Origin of the sequence: Arthrobacter globiformis NBRC 12137, assembly GCF_000238915.1 — a bacterium.
GTDB classification, from domain to species: Bacteria; Actinomycetota; Actinomycetes; order Actinomycetales; family Micrococcaceae; genus Arthrobacter; species Arthrobacter globiformis.
Genome location: NZ_BAEG01000058.1, coordinates 97,776 through 104,642 on the forward strand (window position 1 = coordinate 97,776; position 6,867 = coordinate 104,642).

The 6,867-nt window shown below is 67.2% G+C and carries 9 protein-coding genes; 5 read left to right on the forward strand and 4 right to left on the reverse strand.

Features of this window, described 5'->3' with window-relative positions:
• Window positions 1-69: 69 nt before the first annotated feature.
• Complete coding sequence (gene serB / locus ARGLB_RS11240; protein WP_003802353.1) at window positions 70-975, forward strand: phosphoserine phosphatase SerB; 906 nt, start codon at window positions 70-72, stop codon at window positions 973-975.
• Between the two features lie 58 nt (window positions 976-1,033).
• Here the strand turns inward: serB and ARGLB_RS11245 are convergent, their stop codons facing one another.
• From ARGLB_RS11245 to fabG, 3 genes are all read right to left on the reverse strand, one after another.
• Window positions 1,034-1,894 carry a VOC family protein gene (locus ARGLB_RS11245; RefSeq protein ID WP_043418798.1) on the reverse strand — a complete coding sequence of 287 codons (861 nt, stop codon included), beginning with the start codon at window positions 1,892-1,894 and terminating at the stop codon, window positions 1,034-1,036.
• A gap of 166 nt (window positions 1,895-2,060) precedes the next feature.
• Entirely contained in the window at window positions 2,061-2,813 is a 753-nt protein-coding gene (locus tag ARGLB_RS11250) for an SDR family oxidoreductase (protein ID WP_003802359.1), read from the reverse strand.
• Window positions 2,814-2,974: 161 nt separating this feature from the next.
• Complete coding sequence (gene fabG, locus ARGLB_RS11255; protein WP_003802361.1) at window positions 2,975-3,700, reverse strand: 3-oxoacyl-ACP reductase FabG; 726 nt, start codon at window positions 3,698-3,700, stop codon at window positions 2,975-2,977.
• 118 nt (window positions 3,701-3,818) lie between these two features.
• On the opposite strand from fabG, the gene ARGLB_RS11260 reads away from it, so the two are divergent.
• From ARGLB_RS11260 to ARGLB_RS11275, 4 genes are read left to right on the forward strand one after another with little or no spacing between them, the layout of a single operon-like run.
• Window positions 3,819-4,286 carry a DUF3099 domain-containing protein gene (locus tag ARGLB_RS11260; protein WP_003802363.1) on the forward strand — a complete coding sequence of 156 codons (468 nt, stop codon included), beginning with the start codon at window positions 3,819-3,821 and terminating at the stop codon, window positions 4,284-4,286.
• Entirely contained in the window at window positions 4,283-4,543 is a 261-nt protein-coding gene (locus ARGLB_RS11265; protein WP_003802365.1) for a hypothetical protein, read from the forward strand. Before ARGLB_RS11260 ends, ARGLB_RS11265 begins: the two co-directional genes overlap by 4 nt.
• On the forward strand, window positions 4,544-5,416 hold the full coding sequence (locus ARGLB_RS11270) for an SURF1 family cytochrome oxidase biogenesis protein (protein WP_003802368.1): 873 nt from the start codon (window positions 4,544-4,546) through the stop codon (window positions 5,414-5,416). It begins immediately after the preceding gene.
• A 16-nt stretch (window positions 5,417-5,432) separates the two neighbouring features.
• Window positions 5,433-5,915 (forward strand): YbaK/EbsC family protein, encoded by a 483-nt coding sequence (locus ARGLB_RS11275; protein WP_003802370.1) that lies wholly within the window; start codon window positions 5,433-5,435, stop codon window positions 5,913-5,915.
• Between the two features lie 45 nt (window positions 5,916-5,960).
• Here ARGLB_RS11275 and ARGLB_RS11280 read toward each other — a convergent pair whose 3' ends face one another.
• Window positions 5,961-6,536: a dihydrofolate reductase family protein gene (locus tag ARGLB_RS11280; protein ID WP_003802372.1), complete on the reverse strand. Its 576-nt coding sequence runs from the start codon at window positions 6,534-6,536 to the stop codon at window positions 5,961-5,963.
• Window positions 6,537-6,867 lie beyond the last annotated feature (331 nt).

Genomic DNA, 6,867 nt, shown 5'->3' on the forward strand with positions numbered 1-6,867 from the left:
GGCCGCCGCTGTGCAATGGACCAACGCAACGATTCGGGAGGAGGCGCTGCGCTGGATAAGATTGGAGCCATGACTTCGAACGTGACTGCGGTCAGCTATGGCCTGAAACTGTCCCCCTCGGAACCGGAAATTCTGCGGTCCCTGCTGGCGGATTTCGGTGCCACCTTCGGAGGAGCCACCAGCACAGGCGACGGACGCTTCGAAGTCTGCACCGTGGACTTTTCCGTACCCTCGGGCTACGCCGCAGACATCGCCGGCCTGCGGCACGCGATTGCCGCCGCGAAGGAGAATGCGGGGCGGACCGGCGTGGACACCGCCATCGTTCCCGCGGAACTCCGGAATGCGGAGCGCAAGCTGCTCATCATGGACGTCGACTCCACCCTGATCCAGCAGGAGGTCATCGAGCTCCTGGCCGCCTACGCCGGAAAGCGCGACGAAGTCACTGCGGTCACGGAGGCCGCCATGCGCGGTGAACTCGACTTCGCGCAAAGCCTGCACGCCCGCGTTTCCGTTCTCGCGGGGCTGCCGGCCGACGTCGTCGAGTCCGTCCACGCGGAAGTGAAGCTGAGCGAGGGGGCGGCCGAGCTGGTGGCCGCGTTCAAGGCCGCAGGCCATGCGGTGGCGGTGGTCTCCGGCGGCTTCAACCAGATCCTGCGCCCCATCGCCGAGGACCTCGGCATGGACTACTGGATTGCCAACGAGCTGGAGATTGTGGACGGGACCCTGACCGGCAAGGTCCTTGGGGCCGTGATCGACCGCGCCGCCAAGGAAAAGTACCTCCGCGAATGGGCAGCCGCAGAGGGCATCGCGCTGGAGCACACCATTGCCGTGGGTGACGGAGCCAACGACCTGGACATGCTCGGCGCCGCCGGCATTGGGGTGGCCTTCAACGCCAAGCCGGCAGTCCTCGCCGTGGCAGACGCCGCCATCAATATGCCGTACCTGGACGCGGTGCGGCACATCGCCGGCGTCTGAACCGCCGGAGTTAGAAGCCCACGGCACTAGAAGCCTCAGGAACCAGAAGCCCACGGCACTAGAAGCCCGACGGCGGCGTGAACTGGCTTGCCGTGAACACAGCCCCGCCAGGGTCCCTGATCAGGGCGGTCCGAGTCCACTCGGTGTCGTCCTGCCCCAGGACGTGGCCGCCCAGGCGCTCTGCGTCCTGCACCGCCCGGTCCCGGTCCGCGACGGTGAAGGTGACATGCCAGTGCGGCCGCCCGCCCGGTGCCGCCGGCGCCAGCCAGCCGACGGCGTCCGCGAAGCCTGCCGGGACCATGTCACCCGATTGCCGGGCCCTGATGTCGGGGTCGACGGTTGCCTCCAGATGGTCGCCGTACCCGGGGCGGCGGATCATGGTGCCGAAGTCGAGGCGGTCGAACTGCCAGCCGAAGACCCTGGCGTAGAAGTCCGCGGCCGCGTCCGTGTCCGCCGTGTGAAGATCACTGAAGTTCCAGCCACCCGGCAGGTTGACTGCCTGGGCGCCCGGCCGCTCCCCCGGCTGCCAGATGCGGAACTCGGCCCCCTCGGGATCGGCCAGCGCGGCCCACACGCCGCCAACGCCCGTATCGGCCGGAGCCGATTTCAGGGTGGCGCCGGCTGAGAGCAGATGACGGACAGCGGAGTCTGCATCCTCGACCGCTATGTAGGTGTTCCAGGCGGGCACACCGTGGGGCCCGGCGCCCAAACCCGTGATGGCGGCCGTCTCCTGGCCGCCGAGCCGGGCGACCACGTAACTGCCGGTGTCCCCGGGCGGCGCCGTACCGGCGTCGAACTCCCAGCCGAACAGTCCCCCGTAGAACCTGATGCCAGCTCCCACGTCGGGCTGCTGGCTGTCCACCCAGCACGGCACGCCGGCCGGATAGGTCCGCTTCGTCACTGCTGCATCCTCTGCCATGGCTATGACCCTAGGCGCCCCGGCCCGTCCGGACAACGGCCGCGGGGGACGGCGGAGGGACGGCGAAGGCCCGGCGCTGTTGCGCCGGGCCTTCGCGTCAGCCGGCCTTCGTGTCAAGCCGGCCTCCGTGTCGAGGAACCGCGTCAGGAAGCCGCGGCGGGAGTGCCTATTCGGCGTTCTTGCCGAAGTAGTCCGCGCCGCCGGCGTATTCCGTGTGGCCGGATTCGACGTCGGCGGTGGCCATGCTGGCAACCACTGCGGCGAACTCCTCGACGGAGTACAGCTTGCCGGCCTCGGCGCGGCGGGCCTCGATGGCGCCCGGGTTTGAACGGTCCAGGAGCGTGGCGGTCACGGTTCCCTCGATCATGTCGCCGGACACGACCACCAGGGAGATGCCCTTGTCCGCCAGGTTCGGCAGGAGCTCGCGCAGGGCGTCCTCACCGGCGCGCTTGCTGCGGGCCACGGGCTCGTACTCGGGCATGGTGGCGACCGAGTTGATGAAGTGGGCCTGGTGGCTGGTCACGAAAACCACCCGGGAGCCTTCCTTCATGAGGGGCACGACGGCGTTGAGCATGTTGACCTGGGCGTCGCGGTTGAGCTTGAGGGCATAGCCCTCCTCCATGCCGGTTTCCATGCCGCCCGAGGCGTTGAGGACCAGGACGTCGAGCGAGCCGAAGTTTTCCATGGCGGCGCTGGCCAGCGCCTGCACGCCTTCGAGGGTGGTCAGGTCCGCGCCAACGGCAACGGCGCGGCCGCCGTCGGCCTCGATCCCGGCCACCACTTTGTTGGCGCGCGGCGCCTTCTGGCGGTAGTTAACGACGACGGCGGCGCCCTCGCCGGCGAGGATCTTGGCCACTTCGGCGCCGATGCCGCGCGAAGAACCGGTGACGATGGCTGTCTTGTTGTCCAGCTGTCCCATGTGGGCTCCCTTGTCTAAAGCTTTATCTTTGTGCAAAACGTCCAATTACTGATGGCCTGCAGTCCATCATGCCAGCGGGCGCGCCGGTTTCCTTTGTCGGAATGCGACAAAGAAGGTGCCGGCCCGCCCGTTGGCGAAAGCGGTGTTGGCGCCAGAGGGACCTAGTGCCCCATGCCCAGGCCGCCGTCGACCGGAATCACGGCGCCGGAAATGTACGCGGCCTCATCGCTGGAGATCCAGCGCACCACGTTCGCCACCTCGGAGGCATCGGCGAAGCGCCCGGCGGGGATGCTGGACAGGTAATCCTTCTGGGTTGCTTCCGGCAGCTCTGCCGTCATGTCCGTGTTGATGAACCCGGGTGCCACCACGTTGGCCGTGATCCCGCGCGAACCGAGCTCGCGGGTCAGGGAACGGGCAATGCCGACGAGCCCGGCCTTGGACGCGGAGTAGTTGATCTGCCCCGGCGCGCCGTACAGGCCCGAGACGGAGGAGATGAGCACCACGCGGCCCCTGCGCAGCCGGATCATGCCCTTTGAGGCGCGCTTGATGACGCGGAAGGCGCCGGTCAGGTTGGTGTCGATGACGGAAGTGAAGTCGTCCTCGCTCATGCGCAGCAGCAGCGTGTCCTTGGTGATGCCGGCGTTGGCCACCAGAACCTCGATGGGGCCGTGGGCGGCCTCAACCTCGGCGAATGCAGCGTCAATGGAGGCTTCGTCGGTCACGTCGGCCTTGACGCCGAGGATCCCCTCCGGCAGCTTCGATTCGCTGCGGTACGTCACGGCCACTTTGTCGCCGTTGGCCAGGAATGCCTCCGCGATGGCCAGGCCGATGCCGCGGTTTCCGCCGGTGATGAGGACGCTGCGGGCCGTGGTTGCTGCTTCAGACATGTGTGCTCCGGATTTCCGCGGAGCCGCGCTCCGCTGTGGTGGCTGGATTTTTAACTGCCTTCGATCTTATCGCCCGATTGGGAGCCATCTTCGGATGGTGAGAGAATTGGGGTAGCCAATGGAGCGTGATGAGACAGTCGTGATACCTGAACCCCAGCCCGGACAGCCGACGCCCGGGAAGCGTGATGCCGCAGCCGGCCATCCGGAAGTAATCAGCATCACCGACGCCGCCGCGGCGCATTCCGAAGACATGCGTGAGCGAATGATCAAGTACGCCCTCGCCATGGGTATCCGCATGGTGTGCCTGATCCTGATCTTCGTGGTGGACGGCTGGTTCAAGCTGGTTGCCGTGGCGGGCGCAGTGTTCCTGCCATGGGTCGCCGTGGTGATCGCCAACGGTTCGGACAAGGCGGAGATCCACAGCGATGCGCTGCTCGATTACACGCCGTACGCTGAACTGGGAGCGGCCGACGACTCCGGGACTGCGGAAAGCGCCGACACCGCGGAGGGACCGACGGTGCTCCAGGGCGAACTCATTGCTGATGACGAAGAAGACGACGACGGCCGGGGACAGAAAGCTTCATGAACATTTTCAACCTGGGTGGCGGCAGCGCCGAGCTTGCCGGACCGGCATCCGCGGCCACGTGCTCCCGCAAAGCCTGCCGGGCCAACGCGTCCTGGCAGCTGCTGTGGAACAATCCCAAGATCCACACGCCCGACCGCCGCAAGGTGTGGCTGGCATGCGGTGAGCACAAGGCGTGGCTGGAGGACTACCTGCAGACGCGCGGGCTCTGGAAGGAGACCGTGCCGCTTGAGGCCGCAGAGACCGGCGGGAACAGCTGAATGTACAAGTTCCTGTTTTCCAGCAAGTGGCTGGGCTACCTCCTGCTGGCCGCGATCTTCGCAACCGGCTGCGTGTTCCTTGGCCGCTGGCAGATGGACCGCCGGGCGGAGACGCTGGCGGAAATCCAGCGCGTAACGTCAAATTACTCAGCAACGCCCGTCACGTTTGATCAGGCCCGCGATGAGTTCAACCAGCTGGACCCGTCCCGTGAATGGACCCAAGTCGAGCTCCAGGGCAGCTACGACGTCGACGGGCAGCGGATCGTTCGTAACCGGCCCCTCAACGGGCAGCCCGGGTACGAAGTGGTGGTCCCGTTCAAGCTCGTGTCAGGCGAGACCGTGGTGATTGACCGCGGCTGGCTGCCGATTGGCAACAAGACCCCGGGCCGGCCGGACTCCATTCCGGCGCCACCATCCGGGCAGATCACGGCAGTTGTGCGGCTCAAACACAGCGAACCCACGCTTCAGCGCGGGGCGCCGGAAGGCCAGCTGGCCTCCATTGACCTGCCCACGTACGCCGCCGAACTCGGTTACCCGCTCCTGACAGGGGCCTACGGGCAGCTCGCGTCCGAGACGCCGCCGGTGTCGGACATGCCGCAGCCGTTCCCCATGCCCTCGGTGGACGAGGGAACGCACCTGTCCTACTCGCTGCAGTGGTTTGCCTTCGGCATCCTCATGTTCGTCGGTTTTGGTTACGCCGCCCGGCAGCAGGCGCGCAACGCCGCGATGGATGCCGAGGACGCCGAGGTGCTGGACGGCGAGCCTGCCCACACCGCCGCGGGAGCCCGCCGTCGTCCGCCGGTACCCCGGAAACGCAAACGGCCGACGGCGGAAGAAGAGGAAGACGCGATCCTGGATGCCCAGGGCTACTGACGACAGGAGCGCGGACATGCTCACCAACCCGGTTGCCGCCGACCCGGTGGCCAACGTGCGCCGCGCCCTCACCGCCGCAGGCGCCCGCGACACAGTCACGGTTCTGCCCGGTGCGGTGCCGACGGCGGCCGCCGCGGCTGACGCGCTCGGCTGCGACGTTGCGGCAATCACCAACAGCCTGGTGTTCGAAGTGGACGGCGCCCCCCTGCTGATCCTGGCCAGCGGCGCCGCGAAGGTGGACGTCCGGCTGGTCGCCTCCCAGCTGGGGACCGGACGGATCCGCCGCGCGGCACCAGATTTCGTGCTGCACCACACGGGCCAGGAGGTGGGCGGCGTTGCGCCGGTGGGCCATCCTGCCAAGATCCGCACCCTGCTGGATGCCTCGCTCGAAGAGCACCCGACGCTCTGGGCCGGGGCCGGCGACCATCACTCGATGTTCTCCATCAGCTACGGCGAGCTGCAGCGCATCACGGACGCCCACGCTCTCCGGGTACGGTGAGCGCCGGAGCCGTTCAGACCCCTTTTTGGCGTGGTCGCCCTGGAGTCAGGCGTGCAGGGTGGGCCGGTAGATGAGCTCCTGGGTGTGGCCGTCGAGGGTCCGGCTCTCGATCAGCTCGAGGTCGAAGTCGGCGGCGCCTTGGAAGATCGGCTCCGCCCCGGTCTGACCCGTGATCACAGGGAAGAGGGTCACCTGCACCCTGTCCACCAGACCGGCGGCCATCAGTGCCCGGTTCATCGACAGGCTGCCGTGGGAGCGCAGCGGCACTGCTGACTCGTCCTTGAGCCGGGCCACGACGTCGACTGCGTCGCCGCTCGCGACAGCCGCGTCCGGCCAGTCGAGCGGTTCCTGCAGCGTTCTCGACACCACTGTTGCCGGCAGGTTCATCATCCGCGTGACCCAGGGGTCACGGACCTCGGCCTCCTCGCTCGAGGCCAGCATCCGTGCGAACGCCCGATACGTGTTCGCCCCGAAGACCATCCGCTGCTCCTGGCCGTACAAGGCGAGGCGATGCTCGAGCAGTTCGGGCCCTTGCTTGCCCCAGTAACCGCCCCAGTTTCCGCTGTGGGAACCGAAGCCGTCGAGGCTGCAAAAGACGTCGAAGGTGTAGGTAGCGGCCATGATGCTCTCCTCGGGTGTGGCGTATCGGGTCTGGGAATACACATGCCACAGCGGGACGAGCTTAGCTACCAAAGCGGAGGCTGACCACGGCTGATCACTGCGACGACACCGGCCCGAAGTATCGCCGCCCCGGATCAGCTACGGCGAGCAGCATCGCAATCCACGCAGCGCAACGCAATACACGCAGCGCAACGCAATACAGACGCCCAGGCTCGGGTGCACAGTGCTCGGGGCTGTTCATTCCCGTTGGGGTCGTGAGCGGAAGTAGTGGTTGCGGCGGGGTTTTCGGTGGGGGTCGAGTTCTGGTGGGGGTTTGAACCAGGGGACTTCG

Coding starts and splice junctions, on each gene's coding strand:
- ARGLB_RS11250 (WP_003802359.1), bottom strand. CDS start 2,813: ATGGGACAGCTGGACAACAAGACAGCCATCGTCACCGGTTCTTCGCGC.
- ARGLB_RS11265 (WP_003802365.1), top strand. CDS start 4,283: ATGAACATTTTCAACCTGGGTGGCGGCAGCGCCGAGCTTGCCGGACCG.
- ARGLB_RS11275 (WP_003802370.1), top strand. CDS start 5,433: ATGCTCACCAACCCGGTTGCCGCCGACCCGGTGGCCAACGTGCGCCGC.
- ARGLB_RS11260 (WP_003802363.1), top strand. CDS start 3,819: ATGGAGCGTGATGAGACAGTCGTGATACCTGAACCCCAGCCCGGACAG.
- serB (WP_003802353.1), top strand. CDS start 70: ATGACTTCGAACGTGACTGCGGTCAGCTATGGCCTGAAACTGTCCCCC.
- ARGLB_RS11245 (WP_043418798.1), bottom strand. CDS start 1,894: ATGGCAGAGGATGCAGCAGTGACGAAGCGGACCTATCCGGCCGGCGTG.
- ARGLB_RS11280 (WP_003802372.1), bottom strand. CDS start 6,536: ATGGCCGCTACCTACACCTTCGACGTCTTTTGCAGCCTCGACGGCTTC.
- ARGLB_RS11270 (WP_003802368.1), top strand. CDS start 4,544: ATGTACAAGTTCCTGTTTTCCAGCAAGTGGCTGGGCTACCTCCTGCTG.
- fabG (WP_003802361.1), bottom strand. CDS start 3,700: ATGTCTGAAGCAGCAACCACGGCCCGCAGCGTCCTCATCACCGGCGGA.